This is a genomic window from Streptomyces sp. NPDC006339 (assembly GCF_040612775.1).
Lineage (GTDB): Bacteria > Actinomycetota > Actinomycetes > Streptomycetales > Streptomycetaceae > Streptomyces.
In genome coordinates, this window is record NZ_JBEXQW010000002.1 from 155,964 (window position 1) to 174,460 (window position 18,497).

An 18,497-nucleotide genomic window follows, 5' to 3' on the forward strand; every position below is an offset into this window, starting at 1 on the left:
GACGGCCCCCGACCGACCCGACCGGCCTCCACCTCACCGTCGGCCGCGCGCCCCCTCCCGTACCGCCGCCGCGTACCATCGCCACCGCATCGCCGCCACCGCATCGCCGACCGCATCGCCCCGGCCCGTCGCGACGGCGTTCTCCCACGTCGACCGGGCGCCTTGCGCGTGGGCATTTGTTTTGACCGGAGTCCATGCGATAGGTACGCTCAAGCCTTGTGCCTGGGGTGTGCCCGGATTCGTGTGCGTGTCCTCAACCGCACGCGAAGCCCGAGACCGGCCGCCGCAATCCGCGCTTCTCTCCGCCCACGGCGGAGGTCCGCGCGATTCGACACACCCGACCGCGTGGGTCGGTGACGTTCCAGGTTAGTTTTACGACGGCACACAGAAACCGGAGAAGTAGTGCCTACGATCCAGCAGCTGGTCCGCAAGGGCCGGCAGGACAAGGTCGAGAAGAACAAGACGCCCGCACTCGAGGGTTCCCCTCAGCGTCGTGGCGTCTGCACGCGTGTGTTCACGACCACCCCGAAGAAGCCGAACTCGGCCCTCCGTAAGGTCGCGCGTGTGCGTCTGACCTCCGGCATCGAGGTCACGGCCTACATCCCGGGTGAGGGTCACAACCTGCAGGAGCACTCCATCGTGCTCGTGCGCGGTGGCCGTGTGAAGGACCTGCCGGGTGTTCGTTACAAGATCATCCGCGGTTCCCTCGACACGCAGGGCGTCAAGAACCGTAAGCAGGCTCGCAGCCGCTACGGCGCCAAGAAGGAGAAGTAAGAATGCCTCGTAAGGGCCCCGCCCCGAAGCGCCCGGTCATCATCGACCCGGTCTACAGCTCTCCTCTTGTCACCTCGCTGATCAACAAGATCCTGCTTGACGGCAAGCGTTCCACCGCCGAGCGCATCGTGTACGGCGCCATGGAGGGTCTTCGTGAGAAGACCGGCCAGGACCCGGTCATCACGCTGAAGCGCGCCCTCGAGAACGTGAAGCCGTCCCTCGAGGTCAAGTCCCGTCGTGTCGGTGGCGCCACCTACCAGGTGCCGATCGAGGTCAAGCCCGGTCGCGCCTCCACCCTCGCGCTGCGCTGGCTGGTCGGCTACTCCCGCGCCCGTCGCGAGAAGACCATGACCGAGCGCCTCATGAACGAGCTCCTGGACGCCTCGAACGGCCTCGGTGCTTCGGTCAAGAAGCGTGAGGACACGCACAAGATGGCCGAGTCCAACAAGGCCTTCGCGCACTACCGCTGGTAGTCGCAACCCACATCGAGACCGAGAGAAGACTGAAGCCTTATGGCTACCACTTCGCTTGACCTGGCCAAGGTGCGCAACATCGGCATCATGGCCCACATCGACGCGGGCAAGACGACCACCACCGAGCGGATCCTGTTCTACACCGGCGTTTCGTACAAGATCGGTGAGGTCCACGACGGCGCCGCCACGATGGACTGGATGGAGCAGGAGCAGGAGCGTGGCATCACGATCACCTCTGCTGCCACCACCTGCCACTGGCCGCTCGAGGACGTCGACCACACGATCAACATCATCGACACGCCGGGTCACGTCGACTTCACCGTCGAGGTGGAGCGTTCCCTGCGCGTGCTCGACGGTGCCGTGACCGTGTTCGACGGCGTGGCCGGCGTCGAGCCCCAGTCCGAGACCGTCTGGCGTCAGGCGGACCGCTACGGCGTTCCGCGTATCTGCTTCGTCAACAAGCTCGACCGCACGGGCGCGGAGTTCTTCCGCTGCGTCGGCATGATCGAGGACCGTCTGGGCGCTCAGCCGATCGTCATGCAGCTCCCGATCGGTGCCGAGGCCGACTTCCAGGGCGTCGTGGACCTCGTCCGCATGAAGGCTCTGGTCTGGTCCGCCGAGGCCACCAAGGGCGAGATGTACGACGTCGTCGACATCCCGGCCTCGCACACCGAGCTCGCCGAGGAGTACCGCGGCAAGCTGATCGAGGCCGTCGCCGAGAACGACGAAGCGATCATGGAGCTCTACCTCGAGGGCGAAGAGCCCACCGAGGAGCAGCTCTACGCGGCCGTCCGCCGCATCACGATCGCCTCCGGCAAGTCCAAGGACACCACGGTCACCCCGGTGTTCTGCGGTACCGCGTTCAAGAACAAGGGTGTTCAGCCCCTGCTCGACGCGGTCGTGCGCTACCTCCCCTCCCCGCTCGACGTCGAGGCCATCGAGGGCCACGCCGTGAACGACCCGGAGGAGGTCGTCAAGCGCAAGCCGTCCGACGACGAGCCGCTGTCGGCCCTCGCGTTCAAGATCATGAGCGACCCGCACCTCGGCAAGCTCACCTTCGTCCGCGTGTACTCCGGTCGCCTGGACTCCGGTTCTTCTGTCCTGAACTCCGTGAAGGGCAAGAAGGAGCGCATCGGCAAGATCTACCGCATGCACGCGAACAAGCGTGAGGAGATCGACTCGGTGGGCGCCGGCGACATCATCGCCGTGATGGGTCTCAAGCAGACCACCACCGGTGAGACGCTCTGTGACGACAAGGCCCCGGTCATCCTGGAGTCCATGGACTTCCCGGCCCCGGTCATCCAGGTCGCCATCGAGCCCAAGTCCAAGGGCGACCAGGAGAAGCTGGGTGTCGCCATCCAGCGTCTCGCGGAGGAGGACCCCTCCTTCCAGGTCCACTCGGACGAGGAGACCGGCCAGACCATCATCGGCGGTATGGGCGAGCTGCACCTCGAGGTGCTGGTCGACCGCATGCGCCGTGAGTTCAAGGTCGAGGCCAACGTCGGCAAGCCGCAGGTGGCCTACCGTGAGACGATCCGCAAGGCCGTCGAGCGCGTGGACTACACGCACAAGAAGCAGACCGGTGGTACGGGTCAGTTCGCCAAGGTCCAGATCGGCATCGAGCCGATCGAGGGCGGCGAGTCCTCGTACGAGTTCGTGAACAAGGTCACCGGTGGCCGCATCCCGAAGGAGTACATCCCTTCGGTCGACGCGGGTGCGCAGGAGGCCATGCAGTTCGGCATCCTCGCCGGCTACGAGATGACCGGCGTTCGCGTGATCCTGCACGACGGTGCGTACCACGAGGTCGACTCCTCGGAGCTCGCCTTCAAGATCGCCGGCTCGCAGGCCTTCAAGGAGGCCGCGCGCAAGGCTTCGCCCGTGCTGCTCGAGCCGATGATGGCCGTCGAGGTCACCACGCCCGAGGACTACATGGGCGAGGTCATCGGTGACATCAACTCCCGCCGTGGCCAGATCCAGGCCATGGAGGAGCGTCACGGTGCTCGCATCGTGAAGGGCCTCGTGCCCCTTTCGGAGATGTTCGGCTACGTCGGCGACCTCCGCAGCAAGACCTCGGGTCGCGCAAGCTACTCGATGCAGTTCGACTCCTACGCCGAGGTTCCGCGGAACGTCGCCGAGGAGATCATCGCGAAGGCCAAGGGCGAGTAACTCTCCCGAGTTCACGCTTTAGGCTTGACCCAGTCGCCGGGGCTCAGACCCCGTAACCCGAGGAACCGGGCCCCGGCTACTGGCTTCCCAGCAAAGATCACCTGGCGCCGATGAAGCAAGGCGTTCAGAACCACTCCAGGAGGACCCCCGTGGCGAAGGCGAAGTTCGAGCGGACTAAGCCGCACGTCAACATCGGCACCATCGGTCACATCGACCACGGTAAGACGACCCTCACGGCCGCCATTACCAAGGTGCTGCACGACGCGTACCCGGACCTGAACGAGGCCTCGGCCTTCGACCAGATCGACAAGGCTCCTGAGGAGCGCCAGCGCGGTATCACCATCTCCATCGCGCACGTCGAGTACCAGACCGAGTCGCGTCACTACGCCCACGTCGACTGCCCCGGTCACGCGGACTACATCAAGAACATGATCACGGGTGCGGCGCAGATGGACGGCGCCATCCTCGTGGTCGCCGCCACCGACGGCCCGATGCCGCAGACCAAGGAGCACGTGCTCCTGGCCCGCCAGGTCGGCGTTCCGTACATCGTCGTCGCCCTGAACAAGGCCGACATGGTGGACGACGAGGAGATCCTGGAGCTCGTCGAGCTCGAGGTCCGTGAGCTCCTCACCGAGTACGAGTTCCCGGGCGACGACCTGCCGGTCGTCCGCGTCTCGGCGCTCAAGGCGCTCGAGGGCGACAAGGAGTGGGGCGAGAAGCTCCTCGGCCTCATGAAGGCCGTGGACGAGGCCATCCCGCAGCCCGAGCGTGACGTCGACAAGCCGTTCCTGATGCCGATCGAGGACGTCTTCACGATCACCGGTCGTGGCACCGTCGTCACCGGCCGTATCGAGCGTGGTGTCCTCAAGGTCAACGAGACCGTGGACATCATCGGTATCAAGCAGGAGAAGACCACCACCACGGTCACCGGCATCGAGATGTTCCGCAAGCTGCTCGACGAGGGCCAGGCCGGTGAGAACGTCGGTCTGCTCCTCCGTGGCATCAAGCGCGAGGACGTCGAGCGCGGCCAGGTCATCATCAAGCCCGGTTCGGTCACGCCGCACACCGAGTTCGAGGCCCAGGCCTACATCCTGTCGAAGGACGAGGGTGGCCGTCACACCCCGTTCTTCAACAACTACCGCCCGCAGTTCTACTTCCGTACCACGGACGTGACCGGCGTCGTGACCCTCCCCGAGGGCACCGAGATGGTCATGCCGGGCGACAACACCTCCATGTCCGTCCAGCTCATTCAGCCGGTCGCCATGGAGGAGGGCCTCAAGTTCGCCATCCGTGAGGGTGGCCGGACCGTCGGCGCCGGCCAGGTCACCAAGATCGTCAAGTAAGTTCTCCCGAACTTCGACGGTTTGACCTGGTAGCTCGACAGAGCTCCCGCGAGGACCCCGCACCGCTTCGGCGGTGCGGGGTCCTCCGCTTTACCCCCCCGGTGGCAGACGCAAACCTGACGTCCCGTAGAGTGCGCCGGTCAGTTGTGTCATGACCATTAGGGGTGGAGACAACTTGAGATCGGGACGTCGAGCACGTCGCAAAACGGGTACGCGGGTACGTCGTACGGCGATAGGCGCCGCCCTCGCGGGCGTCACCGTCCTCGCCTTCCAGGCCGCGGCGAACGGTGCGGTCTTCGGGACCGAGGACGACAAGGGGCAGGGCGAGAAGCCCAGCCCGTACAGCGCCGAGGCCGGCCACGTCGGCTCGGTCAAGGACCAGCTCCACAAGGTCGCCCTCACCGACAAGGGCAAGGGCGAGGCCGTGCTGTCCCAGCGGGACACGGCCCCCTTCGGCCTGCTCGGCGTGACCTGGTCGGGGACGGACACGAAGATCAAGGGCACGATCGAGGTCCGCACCCGCAGCATGCAGTCCGGCGAGTGGTCCGACTGGATCGAGCTGGAGCCGACGCCGACCGGAATGGACGGCACCCGGAAGGCGACCGGCGGTTCGACGGCACCCGTCTGGGTCGGCGCCTCCGACGGTGCCGAGGTGCGTGTCAGCGACGGTGCCGCCGCGGGCGAGCTGCCCGACGGGCTCAAGCTCGTCATGGTGGACCCGCGCGGTGCGGGCGCCGACGCCGAGCGGGACGGCGACTTCGACGCGGAGCCCGCCGCCTTCGTCACCGGCACCACGCCTCCGAGCGTTCCCGGCCCGCCGTCGAAGGCGCCGCAGCCCCGGGTGGTCACCCGTGAGGAGTGGAAGGCCGACAGCGTGGTGGCCACGCCCGAGCCCTCGGACTACCTGGCCGGGGGCATCAAGGCCGCCTTCGTCCACCACACGGACACCGCTGCCGAGTACGACTGCTCCGAGTCCGTCTCCATCGTCCAGGGCATCCTGCTCTACCACGTGACGAACCCGGACGACCCGTGGCGGGACATCGGCTACAACTTCCTGGTCGACAAGTGCGGCACGATCTTCGAAGGCCGTGAGGGCGGCATCGACCAGCCCGTCCAGGGCGCCCACACCTACGGCTGGAACTCGCAGTCGACCGGCATCGCCGTCATCGGCAACTACATGGAGCAGTCCGCGTCGAACGCCGCGCTCGCCTCCGTCTCCAAGATCGCTGCCTACAAGCTCGGCCAGTACGGTGTCGACCCGGCAGGGAAGAGCATGCTGACCGCGGGCGCCACGCAGACGGTGGGCGGCAAGCAGTTCGTCAAGGACCAGACGTACAGCTTCAACACGATCTCCGGTCACCGCGACGGCTTCGCAACCGCCTGCCCCGGCACCATGCTCTACCCGCAGCTCCCGACCATCCGCTCCTACGCCACCGGCAGCGTCGCCAACCTCGCGATCAGCAGCCTCTCCGGGGGAGCCACCCAGGCCGGCACGGGGTACGAGACGACCGGTCCGGTCACCGTGAACTGGGGTACGACGACGCCGAACACCTTCATCCACAAGTTCGAGGTGCTCGTCGACGACCAGGTCGCCACCTGGAGCTGGGGCCACATGCGCTCCGCGTCGGTGAATGTCGGCGGCTACGGCGACCACACCGTCAAGGTCCGTGCCACGCACACCTCCGGCAAGGTGACCACCTCCCCGGCCGTCACCGTGACCGTGCCCGGGCCGAAGACCTTCAAGCCGGTCGCTCCGGCCCGGCTGATGGACACCCGTACCGGTCTCGGCGTCGCCAAGGCCAAGGTCGGACCCGCCGGTGAGGTCGTGCTCACGGTCGCCGGCAAGGCCGGGATCCCGACCACGGGTGTCGGTGCCGTCGTGCTCAACGTGACGGCGACCGGCCCGACGGCCACGGGTTACGTGTCGGTCTACCCCAACGGCACGGTCCGGACCAGCGCGTCGAACCTGAACTTCACGGCCGGAAAGACGATCGCCAACCTGGTGACCGTCCCGGTGATCGACGGCAAGGTGCGGTTCTACAACCACTCCGGATCCGTGGACCTGCTCGCCGACGTCACCGGCTACTACGCCAAGGACACCAGCGGCTCCACCTTCACCCACCTGGAGCCGAAGCGCCTGATGGACACCCGCAACGGGACCGGGGTGGCGCAGGCCAAGGTCGGAGCGGCCGGCACCGTCGACCTCCAGGTCGCCGGGGCGAACGGCATTCCGGCCGATGCCACCGCCGTGGTCCTGAACGTGACGGCGACCGGCCCGACGTCGGGCGGCTACGTCTCCGTGTTCCCGAGCGGCGGCACCCGGCCCGGCGTCTCGAACCTGAACTTCACCGCGGGCCAGACGATCCCGAACCTCGCCATCGTGCCCATCGGTGAGGCCGGGAAGGTCAGCTTCTACAACCACGCCGGCACGGTGGACCTGCTCGCCGACGTCACCGGCTACTTCTCGGCCGATGCGACGGGTGCGTCCCACATCAACATCGGCCCGAAGCGGCTGATGGACACCCGCTCCGGTCTCGGTGTCGCCAAGGGTCCGGTCGCGGCGAACAGCTCGGTCACGCTGAACGTCGCGGGCGTCCAGGGCGTGCCGGCCACCGGCGTCACCGCCGTGGTCCTGAACGTGACGGCGACCAACCCGACCTCGGGTGGCTTCGTGACGGTCTACCCGGCCGGTCCGACCGTCCCGACCGTGTCCAACCTGAACTTCACCGCCGGACTGACGATCCCGAACCTCGTGGTCGTGCCCGTCAGCGCGGACGGCAAGGTGAACTTCTACAACAGGGCCGGCAATGTCGACCTGCTCGCCGACATCACCGGTTACTTCACCAAGTAGTCAAGTGGCGTGATGTCAGGGCGAGTTCGGGCCCGCCTCCCCTCCCGGGAGGCGGGCCCTTCGCATGGCCCCGGCAGGCTCACGGCCGCCACACCCACGGCCGCGCGTCCGCCCCCATCCCGACCACCGCCGTCCCCCGGTGCAGCACCGGATCGCCCGCCGGGACGACGCCCGACGTACGGACGGACAGCTTGCCGCCGCGGTGCAACTGGACCCGGTGGCGCTCGTCGCGGCCGAGGAGGACCGGGCCTCGCGGGCCCGGGGCGGCGGTCAGGAGGCCGTAGCCGTCGAAGGCGGGGGCCTCGCCCGGGGTGGCGCGGAGCGCGGCGTCGGCCGGGGCGCGGGAGAAGACCTGGACGCCGGCCGGGCCCGGGGCCGGGATCGCCGCGACCGGGTCGCCGGCCAGGGGCAGCGGCTCCTCGGGGGCGCCGTCGGCCCAGTGCCGTACGGCCGTACGGCCCGCCGCGAGCACGTGCACCCGGCCGGCCGCGCCGACCAGGGCTGTCAGACCGTCCTGCACCTCGTCCCCCGAGCCGTCGCCGGGCAGCGCCCGCCACGGGCCCCAGGTGCCGTCGGCCGCCCGCACCCGCGTCGAGACGCCCTTGTCCGCGTTTCGTACGAAGAGGTGGACCCGGCCGTCCGGGTCGGTGACGGCCACCGGCGCGCCGATCCGCCGGCCGCGGTCGTCGCCGCGCTCGGGGTTGCCGAGGCCCCGCCAGGCCAGGAAGGGTCCGCCGGGGGAGCGCTGCTCCAGGAGGACGAGCTCGCGCCGGTTCGGGCCGCCGCGGCCGGAGAGGGCGGCGAAGCGCACGCCGAACAGCAGCACCCGGCCGTCGGCGAGGGACGCCGTGGCGAGCGCGGGCGCCAGCGGGCCGCCGCCGAGGTCCTCGGGCTCGGCGAACCGGCCCGAACCGGGGGAGAGCTCGCGCCAGCGGACCGCGCGCAGCCCGAGCACGCCGTACGCGGCGAGCCGCCCGTCCGGTTCCTCGGCGACGGCCGGGCCGGGGGCGGGCCAGCGGTAGTGGGTGGCGCGCACCCAGCCCTTCTTGTTGGTGAGCGGGCGGTCGCCGCCCACGCCGTAGTCGCCGCAGCCCGACGGGTTGCCGCAGTCCCAGGACGGGTCGCCGCCGTACGGGACGAGGTGGGCGGCCTTCTCCGCGAGCACCCGGGGCGGGAGGTTCTTCGGCCAGTGGCGGTTGTAGTAGCCGCGGAAGGCGGTCGTGGTGAAGGAGGGGACCGGCCCGCCGCCCGCGGTGGCGTCGGCGACCCAGCGCAGCAGCGCGGCCCAGGTGAAGCAGGCGACGGCGGTGTGGTCGCCGTGGTCGGAGTAGCCGGGCTGCTCGCTGTCCCGCTTGCGGGTGGCCTCGTCGCTGATCTGGATGTCCGGATCGGGGTCGAGCGTGTGCACCACGGTCGGCCGGTAGCGGGCGAGCAGCCCGGCCAGGACCTCGATCAGCCCGCCGTGGTCGTAGGTGACGGCGCGGGTGACCGGGGAGTCCGCGGACAGATGGGTGCGCAGCTCCAGGGCGCGGTCCTCCCACAGGGCGGGCAGGGCCATGTACCGGCGGATGGTGTGCATGGGCAGGTCCAGGAAGACCAGCTCGACCCGGCGCCCGCCGTGGACGAGGGTGTCGACCTCGCAGTGCCGCCCGCCGGCCAGGGAGACCACGCGCTTGTGCCAGGGCGTGAACCTCTCCGCGCCCAGCGCGTCCGCGTACGCCTGCCGCAGCCCCTGGTGCCGGGCCGAGGAGTACGCGGCCTTGTCGGGCGGGGTCTCCGGCATGCCCTTGATCCAGTTCTTGCCGGTGTGCTCGCCCGCGGTGACGTACACGGAGACGAGCGGCACCCCGGCGTCGAGCAGCCGCTGGGTGTCGGGGTTCATGAAGTACAGGTCGTCGTCCGGGTGCGCGGCGAACTGCATGAGCAGCGCCCGGCCGGCGCTGTGCGCTATGGGGCGGCCCGGAGCCGGGTCGGCGGTGGCCGCGCTGCTCGGTGGTGCGGGTACGGAGCAGCCGGCGACGGCCGCGGCGACGGCGGCCGCTCCGGCGAGGACGGTGCGCCGCGCCACTCTTCTGTTGTCCACCGGTCGTCGGTCCCCCGTGCGTCTGTGCAGGTGTGCGCGTGTCGTGTACGCGTGTCGTGTACGTGTGTGCGTCTGGCTAGACGGATTTTCCGTGACCGGGGTTCAGCGGTGTACGGAGGTGCCGCCGAGCGGCACCGTGGCCCTCACCCGCATGGGCTCGTCGCCGCGCCGGGCGAGCAGCACCAGCTCCTCGACGCGGACGCTCATCGTGCCGAGCAGCTCCTCGCACGCGGCCGCCAGGACGGCGGGCTCGCGGCTCCGGCCGAGCGACAGGTGCGGGGTGAAGCCGCGCTCGTCGACGCACAGCGGGAACCGCTCCTCCAGGGCCTCCCGCATCCGCTGCCACGGCTCAGGGCCCGCCGCCGCCGGGTCGAGCCAGACGGTGGCGTCCGTGCGGTGCCGGAACCAGCGCACGCCCCGGAGGCGGGCGCGGAACGGCGGGACGGTCCGCAGGGCGGCCGCGACGAGCGGGACGGCCCGCGGGAAGTCGGCCTCGGCCACGAACCCGTAGACGACGTTGACATGCGGCGGCCAGCGCCGGATCTGCCGGTCGTGGACGCGGCGGATGCTCTGGATCGGCTCCCACAGGCCGGGCGGCGGCAGCCACGCGAGGGCCGTCCGGTACGTGGGCGGGGTGGCGAGCACGTCGGCGTGGACCCGGCCGGCCGGGGACTCGCCGAGCCGGTCGAGCCCGGTCGTCCGGTCCCAGACGACCTCGCCGTCGGCCTCGAAGAAGAGTACGCGGTGCCAGGGGATGTCCCCGCCGGGCACGAAGTCCACGAGGTCGACCTGGGCCGGCCGGTCCGTCCCGCGCTCGGCGATGCCCATGACGAAGCGCGCGGCGTCGAGGCGCGGGTCCCACAGCACCCGGTGGTAGATCTCGTCGCTGGTGCGCATGTCCGGCGTCTGCCCGGGTCCCGCCGGTCACGAACTGATCAAGAGCCCTGACCTGCTCTTTCCGCCGGTCCGGCGGCATGAGAACGTCCGGATCGCACGGTACGCACAGGGGTGGGACACATGGAAGAGAAGCCGTCGGACAAGCCGTCGGTCTCCGACGCGGAATGGGCCGCGTTCGTGGAGGCCGCGCGCGAGCAGGGCCTCGGCACGGAGGCGCAGGAGCGCGCCCTGCGCAGGGCCAGGGTGCCGAAGCGGCCCAAGCCGCCCAAGCCGCCCAAGCCGCCCAAGGCGCCGAAGCGGCAGGAACCGGCGGGCTGGCGCACCGGCCCGGCCTGGCAGGAGATGAACGGCCGCGCGGCCCGCGGGCGCCGGGTCAAGGCGGTCCTCGGCGTCACCCTGGCGGCCGCGCTCGCGCTCGTCGCCGTACGTCCGCAGGCGGTGACGGGCGTGCTCCCGGAGAGCCTGGCCTCCGCCCTGCCGTCGAGCTGGACGGACCTGCCCGAGGACACCACCCCTCTCGCCGCCGAGACGGTCCCTCCGACGGCGGCCCCGGAGTACGCCGACCCCGGCCGCCCGACCCTGAAGGAACCCTTCCGGGGCTCCCCGGCCCTGCGCTGGGCCGACGGCGCGGCGGGCATCGAGCCGCCGGCGGCGAAGGCGACCGGCTGGATGTCGAAGTCCCAGGTCGAGGCCGCCCTGAAGCGCTCCAAGGACTTCCTGGTGGCGGCGAACCTGGACCCGGAGGTGCTCAGGGGCGGCAGGCCGGAGCGTGCGCTCGGCCTGCTCGACCCGAAGCAGCCGGACCTGGTGTCGGGCATGGAGAAGGCCCTCGCCAAGCCCTCGGAACGGGACGACCCCACGCTGCTCTTCAGCCGCTTCTCCCCGGCCGAGGTCCGGCCCGTCGGCACGGTCGTCAAGGTCCGCGGCCGGATGAGCGTCGAGAACGGCACGGGCGAGCACGCGGGCGAGGTGCTGATCCACACCGACTACACCTTCGTCTACCCCGTCGCGAAGGCCGGGCCGGGAGCCGGGGCGGTGACCCGCACGGTCGTCCGCCGGCAGATCACCTTCTCCCTGGCCGACCCGGCGCGGTTCCAGGCCACCCGGGGCAAGCTCGGCGTGAACGCGTGGGACGCGAACGTGGGCAACGACGCCTGCGACCGGCCCGAGGACGGCTATTTCCACCCCACGTTCGCCGAGGACCGCATCGCCGACCCGTCCGGCCCGGCGGTCGACCCGTACGACCGCAGCAAGGACCTCGACCAGCTCCCGAAGGAGTGCGGAACGGTGACCCGTGTCTGACGGTCGTCGTCGCACCCGCCTGCGTGCGGCCATGGTGGGCGGAGCGCTCGCCCTCGCCCTGCTCGGAGGTCTGGCGGTCTGGTCCCCGCCCGGAGCCGCGACGCGCTTCGCGGCCGGGGGGCCGCCCAGTGCCACCCAGCCCTTCCGCGGCTCTCCCGCCGCCTCGTGGGCCGACGGGGCCGCCGGCATCGAGCTGCCCGAGGCGCGGGCGGTGAGAGGGATGTCGGAGTCCCAGGTGGCCGACGCGCTGCGGCGGGTGAAGGAGTTCCTCGTCGCCACGAATCTGGGTCCCTCGGTGTTCCGGGGCGAGAACCCGCCGCCCGCGCTGTACATGATCGAGTCCTGGGACGGGCTCCGGGCCGGCTACCAGGACTGGCTGAACCGGCCGAGCGACGAGCGGGACCCCCTCACGCTCTTCACCCGGTTCGACCCGGACGAGGCCCGCCCGGTCGGCGGGACGGTCAAGACCCGGGGAAAGATGACCTTCGAGGCCGGCGACGAGCCCGGCATCGTGCGGATCAGGGCGGAGTACGCCTTCGTCTACGCGATGGCGGACGCGATGCCCGGCCGTGACCGGGTGGCGCGGGTGGTCATGCGTCGCGACATGATCTTCGAGGTGTACGACCCCGAGGAATGGGACACGCTCCCCGGCACCCTGAGCCCCGTGCAGCACAGGTACTTCGTCTCCAACATCGACTGTGGTGCCTTCGACGGGGTCGTCCACCCCTGGTTCCAGGGAGGGGCCGCCGACGACTCCGGTGGCGGCGTCGATCCGTACGCGGCCGATCTGGATCTCGCCGACCCGTCGGAGGACTGCGGGACACTGTCGCGCACCTGAGCGCCGACGGAGGGGCACGTCCACGTCCGGGCGTGCCCCCGTGGTTACCGCGGCGTGACGTGGGGTACAGTCTTCGCCCCCGATTGGCGGCCGGTAGGTCCCGTATGGCAGACTGTCGGGGTTGCTCGGTTGAGTGCCGATGCTGCGCGCCTCCCGCCGGGAGGACCGGAAGCGAGTCCCACAGTACTCGTCGCCCCTTCTCAGGGGCGGACGTACGGGAATCTTCCGGGAAGCGTCAGCGGGGTGCCGACCAGGCACCCGGTGGGTGTTCCGCCCCCGGCTTCGCGGGTTTGTGGGCCCGCACCCCCTTGGTTGGGAAATCCTTCGGGACTTCTTCGTAGAGGGAGTGCGACACGCCCGACCGCGTGGGTCGGAGGAGGAGTCAGGAGAACCCCCGGGTTCCAGAGCGTTACGAGAGACAGGACTACTGAGTAGCCATGGCGGGACAGAAGATCCGCATCCGGCTCAAGGCCTACGACCACGAGGTCATCGACTCCTCGGCGAAGAAGATCGTCGAGACGGTGACGCGCACTGGTGCGTCGGTCGCGGGCCCGGTGCCGCTGCCCACTGAGAAGAACGTGTACTGCGTCATCAAGTCGCCGCACAAGTACAAGGACTCGCGCGAGCACTTCGAGATGCGCACGCACAAGCGCCTCATCGACATCCTCGACCCCACGCCGAAGACGGTTGACTCGCTCATGCGCCTCGACCTGCCGGCGGGCGTCGACATCGAGATCAAGCTCTGAGGTGACGCGCGAGATGGCTAAGAACATCAAGGGCATCCTGGGCGAGAAGCTCGGCATGACGCAGGTCTGGGACGAGAACAACCGGGTCGTCCCGGTGACCGTCGTCAAGGCCGGCCCGAATGTCGTGACCCAGGTGCGTACGAACGACACCGACGGCTACGAGTCGGTCCAGATCGCCTTCGGCGAGATCGACCCGCGCAAGGTGAACAAGCCCCTCAAGGGTCACTTCGCCAAGGCCGACGTCACCCCGCGCCGCCACCTGGTGGAGCTCCGCACCGCTGACGCCTCCGAGTACACGCTCGGCCAGGAGATCACCGCCGAGGTCTTCGAGGCCGGCGTGAAGGTCGACGTCACCGGCAAGAGCAAGGGCAAGGGCTTCGCCGGTGCCATGAAGCGCCACAACTTCCGTGGTGGCAAGGCGTCGCACGGTGCCCACCGCGTGCACCGCAAGCCCGGTTCGATCGGTGGCTGCGCCACCCCGGGCCGCGTCTTCAAGGGCATGCGCATGGCCGGCCGTATGGGCAACGAGCGCGTGACCACCCAGAACCTGACCGTTCACGCCGTTGACGCGGAGAAGGGCCTGCTCCTGATCAAGGGCGCGGTTCCTGGTCCGAACGGCGGCCTCGTCCTGGTCCGCACCGCGGCCAAGGGGGCCTGAGGATATGAGCACCATTGACATTCTGTCGCCCTCCGGCGACAAGACCGGGACCGTCGAGCTCCCGGCCGAGATCTTCGAGGCCAAGGTCAGCATCCCGCTGATCCACCAGGTCGTCGTCGCGCAGTTGGCCGCCGCCCGCCAGGGCACGCACAAGGTCAAGTCGCGTGGCGAGGTCCGCGGTGGTGGCCGGAAGCCGTACCGCCAGAAGGGCACCGGCCGCGCCCGTCAGGGTTCGACCCGCGCCCCGCAGTTCGCCGGTGGTGGCGTCGTGCACGGTCCCGTGCCGCGTGACTACTCGCAGCGGACCCCCAAGAAGATGAAGGCCGCCGCCCTCCGCGGTGCCCTCTCCGACCGGGCGAACCACTCCCGCATCCACGTCGTCACCGGCGTGGTCGAGGGTGGCATCTCCACCAAGGCCGCGAAGACGCTGTTCGGCAAGATCTCGGAGCGCAAGAACCTGCTCCTGGTCGCCGAGCGCTCCGACGAGGCCGCGTGGCTGTCCGCCCGCAACCTGCCCCAGGTGCACATCCTGGAGCCGGGCCAGCTCAACACGTACGACGTGATGCGATCCGACGACGTGGTCTTCACCCAGGCCGCCCTCGAGTCCTTCGTGTCTGGCCCCAAGGCCGATGAGACCGAAGGGAGCGAGGCCTGATGTCCGAGGCCACGATCACGAGCAAGACCTTCACGGACCCGCGTGACGTCCTCGTCAAGCCGGTTGTCTCCGAGAAGAGCTACGCGCTGCTCGACGAGAACAAGTACACGTTCATCGTCGCGCCGGGCGCCAACAAGACCCAGATCAAGCAGGCCGTCGAGGCGGTCTTCTCGGTCAAGGTCACCGGGGTCAACACGATCAACCGTCAGGGCAAGCGCAAGCGCACCCGCACCGGTTTCGGCAAGCGCGCCAACACCAAGCGCGCCATCGTGACCCTTGCCGAGGGCAACCGAATCGACATCTTCGGCGGCCCGACCGCCTGACGGCGGTCGAGTCGTCCGATATCGGACGAGGACTGAGAAATGGGTATCCGCAAGTACAAGCCGACGACGCCGGGCCGCCGTGGCTCCTCCGTCGCCGACTTCGTCGAGATCACGCGGTCCACGCCGGAGAAGTCGCTGGTCCGCCCCCTGCACAGCAAGGGCGGCCGTAACAACACCGGTCGTGTGACCGTCCGCCACCAGGGCGGTGGCCACAAGCGCGCCTACCGCGTGATCGACTTCCGTCGTCACGACAAGGACGGCGTGCCGGCCAAGGTCGCTCACATCGAGTACGACCCCAACCGCACCGCGCGCATCGCGCTGCTCCACTACGCGGACGGCGAGAAGCGCTACATCATCGCCCCGCGTGGTCTGGCGCAGGGTGACCGGGTCGAGAACGGCCCCACGGCCGACATCAAGCCCGGCAACAACCTGGCCCTCCGCAACATCCCGGTCGGTACCACGATCCACGCGATCGAGCTCCGTCCCGGCGGTGGCGCCAAGTTCGCCCGCTCCGCAGGTGCCTCCGTGCAGCTGCTCGCGAAGGAGGGCTCGATGGCCCACCTCCGCATGCCGTCCGGCGAGATTCGTCTGGTCGACGCCCGCTGCCGCGCCACCATCGGCGAGGTCGGCAACGCCGAGCAGTCGAACATCAACTGGGGTAAGGCCGGCCGCAAGCGCTGGCTGGGCGTTCGCCCGACCGTTCGCGGTGTGGCGATGAACCCGGTTGACCACCCGCACGGTGGTGGTGAGGGCAAGACCTCCGGTGGTCGCCACCCGGTGTCCCCGTGGGGCCAGAAGGAAGGCCGTACTCGTTCGCCCAAGAAGGCGTCGAACAAGTACATCGTCCGCCGCCGCAAGACGAACAAGAAGCGCTAGGAGCGGGTTTAGATGCCGCGCAGTCTCAAGAAGGGGCCCTTCGTCGACGACCACCTCATCAAGAAGGTGGACGCCCAGAACGAAGCCGGCACCAAGAACGTCATCAAGACCTGGTCCCGTCGCTCGATGATCGTCCCGGCCATGCTGGGCCACACGATCGCGGTGCACAACGGCAAGACCCACGTCCCGGTGTTCGTCACCGAGTCGATGGTCGGCCACAAGCTCGGCGAGTTCTCGCCGACGCGCACCTTCCGGGGTCACGTCAAGGAAGACCGGAAGTCGAAGCGCCGCTAAGGCGCGGATCGCAACAGACACGTAAGTAACTGGAAGGACAACCATGGAAGCCAGGGCCCAGGCGCGGTACATCCGCGTCACGCCCATGAAGGCCCGCCGCGTGGTGGACCTCATCCGTGGCATGGACGCCACGGAGGCCCAGGCCGTCCTGCGATTCGCCCCGCAGGCCGCCTCCGTGCCGGTCGGCAAGGTGCTCGACAGCGCCATCGCCAACGCCGCGCACAACTACGACCACACGGACGCCTCTTCGCTGTTCATCAGCGAGGCGTACGTCGACGAGGGCCCGACCCTGAAGCGGTTCCGTCCGCGTGCTCAGGGCCGTGCCTACCGGATCCGCAAGCGGACCAGCCACATCACCGTGGTCGTCAGCAGCAAGGAAGGAACCCGGTAATGGGCCAGAAGGTAAACCCGCACGGGTTCCGGCTCGGCATCACCACGGACTTCAAGTCCCGGTGGTACGCCGACAAGCTGTACAAGGACTACGTCAAGGAAGACGTCGCCATCCGTCGGATGCTGACGTCCGGCATGGAGCGCGCCGGCATCTCGAAGGTGGAGATCGAGCGCACCCGTGACCGTGTCCGCGTGGACATCCACACCGCTCGCCCGGGCATTGTCATCGGTCGCCGTGGCGCCGAGGCCGACAAGATCCGCGGCCAGCTCGAGAAGCTGACCGGCAAGCAGGTCCAGCTCAACATCCTCGAGGTCAAGAACCCCGAGGTCGACGCTCAGTTGGTGGCCCAGGCCGTCGCCGAGCAGCTTTCCTCGCGCGTCTCCTTCCGTCGGGCCATGCGCAAGAGCATGCAGTCCGCCATGAAGGCCGGCGCCAAGGGCATCAAGATCCAGTGTGGTGGCCGTCTCGGCGGCGCCGAGATGTCCCGCTCGGAGTTCTACCGCGAGGGTCGTGTGCCGCTGCACACGCTCCGCGCGAACGTCGAGTACGGCTTCTTCGAGGCCAAGACGACCTTCGGCCGCATCGGCGTGAAGGTCTGGATCTACAAGGGCGACGTCAAGAACATCGCCGAGGTCCGCGCCGAGAACGCCGCTGCCCGCGCCGGCAACCGCCCGGCCCGTGGTGGCGCTGACCGCCCGGCCGGCCGTGGTGGCCGCGGTGGCGAGCGTGGCGGTCGCGGTCGCAAGCCGCAGCAGGCTCCGGCTGCCGAGGCCCCCAAGGCCGACGCTCCCGCCGCCGCTCCGGCTGCTGAGAGCACCGGAACGGAGGCCTGACCGAAATGCTGATCCCCCGTAGGGTCAAGCACCGCAAGCAGCACCACCCGAAGCGCAACGGTATGTCCAAGGGTGGCACGCAGGTTGCGTTCGGCGAGTACGGCATTCAGGCCCTCACCCCGGCCTACGTGACCAACCGCCAGATCGAGGCCGCGCGTATCGCGATGACCCGCCACATCAAGCGTGGCGGCAAGGTCTGGATCAACATCTACCCGGACCGCCCGCTCACGAAGAAGCCTGCCGAGACCCGCATGGGTTCCGGTAAGGGTTCTCCGGAGTGGTGGATCGCGAACGTCAAGCCCGGTCGGGTGATGTTCGAGCTGTCCTACCCGAACGAGAAGATCGCGCGTGAGGCCCTGACTCGAGCGGCTCACAAGCTGCCGATGAAGTGCAAGATCGTTAAGCGCGAGGCAGGTGAGCTGTGATGTCGGCCGGTACCAAGGCGTCCGAGCTGCGCGAGCTGGGCAACGAGGAGCTTGTCGCCAAGCTCCGCGAGGCCAAGGAAGAGCTGTTCAACCTCCGCTTCCAGGCGGCGACGGGCCAGCTCGAGAACCACGGTCGGCTCAAGTCCGTCCGTAAGGACATCGCCCGGATCTACACCCTGATGCGTGAGCGCGAGCTGGGCATCGAGACGGTGGAGAACGCCTGATGAGCGAGAACAACGTGACTGAGAAGACCGAGCGCAACGCCCGCAAGGTCCGTGAGGGCCTCGTCGTCAGCGACAAGATGGACAAGACCGTCGTCGTCGCTGTCGAGGACCGCGTCAAGCACGCGCTGTACGGCAAGGTCATCCGCCGTACGAACAAGCTCAAGGCTCACGACGAGCAGAACCAGGCCGGCGTCGGCGACCGCGTCCTCCTCATGGAGACCCGGAAGCTGTCCGCCACGAAGCACTGGCGCGTCGTCGAGATCCTCGAGAAGGCCAAGTAATCCCTCCTAGGGGGACCCCCTAGGAACAGTTCCGCCAGGCTCGGCGTGGGGCCTCATGCGAATG

19 protein-coding genes and 1 pseudogene are annotated in these 18,497 nt (G+C 69.2%); 18 read left to right on the forward strand and 2 right to left on the reverse strand.

Annotated features, from left to right (window positions below; genetic code table 11):
- Nucleotides 1-402: 402 nt before the first annotated feature.
- The 5 genes from rpsL (at nucleotide 403) to ABZ135_RS02270 (ending at nucleotide 7,607) form a co-directional block, all read left to right on the forward strand.
- Nucleotides 403-774 carry a 30S ribosomal protein S12 gene (rpsL, locus tag ABZ135_RS02250; protein ID WP_003948652.1) on the forward strand — a complete coding sequence of 124 codons (372 nt, stop codon included), beginning with the start codon at nucleotides 403-405 and terminating at the stop codon, nucleotides 772-774.
- A gap of 2 nt (nucleotides 775-776) precedes the next feature.
- Complete coding sequence (gene rpsG, locus ABZ135_RS02255; protein ID WP_345486254.1) at nucleotides 777-1,247, forward strand: 30S ribosomal protein S7; 471 nt, start codon at nucleotides 777-779, stop codon at nucleotides 1,245-1,247.
- A 39-nt stretch (nucleotides 1,248-1,286) separates the two neighbouring features.
- A complete protein-coding gene (fusA, locus tag ABZ135_RS02260) occupies nucleotides 1,287-3,413 on the forward strand; it encodes an elongation factor G (protein ID WP_352079970.1) in 2,127 nt (708 codons plus the stop codon).
- Between the two features lie 149 nt (nucleotides 3,414-3,562).
- Nucleotides 3,563-4,756, forward strand: a complete 1,194-nt coding sequence (tuf, locus tag ABZ135_RS02265) for an elongation factor Tu (RefSeq protein ID WP_356690913.1) — start codon at nucleotides 3,563-3,565, stop codon at nucleotides 4,754-4,756.
- A gap of 175 nt (nucleotides 4,757-4,931) precedes the next feature.
- Nucleotides 4,932-7,607 (forward strand): N-acetylmuramoyl-L-alanine amidase, encoded by a 2,676-nt coding sequence (locus ABZ135_RS02270; RefSeq protein WP_356690915.1) that lies wholly within the window; start codon nucleotides 4,932-4,934, stop codon nucleotides 7,605-7,607.
- A gap of 79 nt (nucleotides 7,608-7,686) precedes the next feature.
- Here the strand turns inward: ABZ135_RS02270 and ABZ135_RS02275 are convergent, their stop codons facing one another.
- Together ABZ135_RS02275 and ABZ135_RS02280 are read right to left on the reverse strand one after the other, a co-directional pair.
- Nucleotides 7,687-9,675 carry a PIG-L family deacetylase gene (locus tag ABZ135_RS02275; RefSeq protein ID WP_356691096.1) on the reverse strand — a complete coding sequence of 663 codons (1,989 nt, stop codon included), beginning with the start codon at nucleotides 9,673-9,675 and terminating at the stop codon, nucleotides 7,687-7,689.
- Nucleotides 9,676-9,813: 138 nt separating this feature from the next.
- Nucleotides 9,814-10,587 (reverse strand): annotated as a pseudogene (locus ABZ135_RS02280) (RNA repair domain-containing protein); the annotation flags it as partial.
- A gap of 120 nt (nucleotides 10,588-10,707) precedes the next feature.
- Here ABZ135_RS02280 and ABZ135_RS02285 point away from each other — a divergent pair.
- The 13 genes from ABZ135_RS02285 to rpsQ all read left to right on the forward strand — a co-directional run bounded on the left by ABZ135_RS02285 (nucleotide 10,708) and on the right by rpsQ (nucleotide 18,433).
- Complete coding sequence (locus ABZ135_RS02285) at nucleotides 10,708-11,889, forward strand: hypothetical protein (protein WP_356690917.1); 1,182 nt, start codon at nucleotides 10,708-10,710, stop codon at nucleotides 11,887-11,889.
- A complete protein-coding gene (locus ABZ135_RS02290) occupies nucleotides 11,882-12,727 on the forward strand; it encodes a hypothetical protein (RefSeq protein WP_356690919.1) in 846 nt (281 codons plus the stop codon). The genes ABZ135_RS02285 and ABZ135_RS02290 overlap by 8 nt, the downstream gene beginning before the upstream one ends.
- A 437-nt stretch (nucleotides 12,728-13,164) precedes the next feature.
- A complete protein-coding gene (gene rpsJ / locus ABZ135_RS02295) occupies nucleotides 13,165-13,473 on the forward strand; it encodes a 30S ribosomal protein S10 (RefSeq protein WP_003948644.1) in 309 nt (102 codons plus the stop codon).
- 13 nt (nucleotides 13,474-13,486) lie between these two features.
- Nucleotides 13,487-14,131, forward strand: a complete 645-nt coding sequence (gene rplC / locus ABZ135_RS02300; RefSeq protein WP_137993938.1) for a 50S ribosomal protein L3 — start codon at nucleotides 13,487-13,489, stop codon at nucleotides 14,129-14,131.
- A 4-nt stretch (nucleotides 14,132-14,135) separates the two neighbouring features.
- Nucleotides 14,136-14,786 carry a 50S ribosomal protein L4 gene (rplD, locus tag ABZ135_RS02305; protein ID WP_345486248.1) on the forward strand — a complete coding sequence of 217 codons (651 nt, stop codon included), beginning with the start codon at nucleotides 14,136-14,138 and terminating at the stop codon, nucleotides 14,784-14,786.
- Complete coding sequence (rplW, locus tag ABZ135_RS02310; protein ID WP_265864044.1) at nucleotides 14,786-15,109, forward strand: 50S ribosomal protein L23; 324 nt, start codon at nucleotides 14,786-14,788, stop codon at nucleotides 15,107-15,109. The genes rplD and rplW overlap by 1 nt, the downstream gene beginning before the upstream one ends.
- Before the next feature lie 39 nt (nucleotides 15,110-15,148).
- Nucleotides 15,149-15,985 carry a 50S ribosomal protein L2 gene (gene rplB / locus ABZ135_RS02315; RefSeq protein WP_352079964.1) on the forward strand — a complete coding sequence of 279 codons (837 nt, stop codon included), beginning with the start codon at nucleotides 15,149-15,151 and terminating at the stop codon, nucleotides 15,983-15,985.
- A 12-nt stretch (nucleotides 15,986-15,997) separates the two neighbouring features.
- On the forward strand, nucleotides 15,998-16,279 hold the full coding sequence (rpsS, locus tag ABZ135_RS02320; RefSeq protein WP_282694361.1) for a 30S ribosomal protein S19: 282 nt from the start codon (nucleotides 15,998-16,000) through the stop codon (nucleotides 16,277-16,279).
- A gap of 43 nt (nucleotides 16,280-16,322) precedes the next feature.
- Entirely contained in the window at nucleotides 16,323-16,670 is a 348-nt protein-coding gene (gene rplV / locus ABZ135_RS02325) for a 50S ribosomal protein L22 (RefSeq protein ID WP_009327087.1), read from the forward strand.
- A complete protein-coding gene (gene rpsC / locus ABZ135_RS02330) occupies nucleotides 16,670-17,503 on the forward strand; it encodes a 30S ribosomal protein S3 (protein ID WP_356690923.1) in 834 nt (277 codons plus the stop codon). Before rplV ends, rpsC begins: the two co-directional genes overlap by 1 nt.
- Nucleotides 17,504-17,508: 5 nt before the next feature.
- On the forward strand, nucleotides 17,509-17,928 hold the full coding sequence (gene rplP / locus ABZ135_RS02335; RefSeq protein ID WP_030494257.1) for a 50S ribosomal protein L16: 420 nt from the start codon (nucleotides 17,509-17,511) through the stop codon (nucleotides 17,926-17,928).
- Entirely contained in the window at nucleotides 17,928-18,152 is a 225-nt protein-coding gene (rpmC, locus tag ABZ135_RS02340; protein ID WP_128985131.1) for a 50S ribosomal protein L29, read from the forward strand. Before rplP ends, rpmC begins: the two co-directional genes overlap by 1 nt.
- The gene (gene rpsQ / locus ABZ135_RS02345) at nucleotides 18,152-18,433 is read left to right on the forward strand and encodes a 30S ribosomal protein S17 (RefSeq protein ID WP_345486246.1); all 282 of its coding nucleotides are present in this window, start codon (nucleotides 18,152-18,154) and stop codon (nucleotides 18,431-18,433) included. The genes rpmC and rpsQ overlap by 1 nt, the downstream gene beginning before the upstream one ends.
- Nucleotides 18,434-18,497 lie beyond the last annotated feature (64 nt).